Here is a 639-nt window from a genome sequence, read left to right as displayed (position 1 = left end):
GCGGTAAAGCCTGCTGTTTGGATCGCTGGTACTCGCATGGGTGTCGTTCTTGCGCTTCTGGCCATGGAAGTTTGCGCCGCCATCATCGTCACCGCTACCGTCCTTGGGACGAAAGCTCTTCTGTGACGCCCAGGCTTCGATCAGCGTTCCATCCACCGAGAAATGCTCGTCCGACAGCAGCGGCTTGACCTGCGGATGGTTCAGAAGCCGGGTCATGAATTTCTTAAACACCTCGCCGTTCTGCAGCCGGTCTCGGTTCTTGGTGAAGGTGGTCCCAGACCGGGTCGTCGGGCGAAAGCCCCACAAACCAGCGGTACAAAAGATTGTAGTCCAGTTGCTCCATCAACTGGCGTTCCGAGCGAATACCGTAGAACACCTGCAGCAGTAACGCGCTCAGCAATTGCTCCGGAGGCGTCGAGGGACGTCCTTCGCTCGCGTAGAGCTTCCCCAAGTCGCGATTCATCTCCGTCAGCACATCGCGGACGAACTGCCGGATCTTCCTGAGCGGATGGTCCGCAGGAACTCGTGCCTCCGGCGAAATGTACGAAAATAATCCGCCCTGATCCGAAAAAGCGCCCGGCATGCGAACCCCCGACGATCCATGATCGATATAGAATCATCAATCGCAGCCCCTGACGA

At 57.7% G+C, this 639-nt stretch carries 1 pseudogene; it reads right to left on the bottom strand.

Features of this window, described 5'->3' with window-relative positions:
• Positions 1 to 583 (bottom strand): annotated as a pseudogene (locus tag CWO89_RS44955) (transposase); the annotation flags it as partial.
• Between the last annotated feature and the right edge of the window lie 56 nt (positions 584 to 639).

This window comes from Bradyrhizobium sp. Leo170 (assembly GCF_004296405.1).
Classification (GTDB): Bacteria; Pseudomonadota; Alphaproteobacteria; order Rhizobiales; family Xanthobacteraceae; genus Bradyrhizobium.
This window is presented reverse-complemented; position numbering and strand designations above follow the sequence as displayed.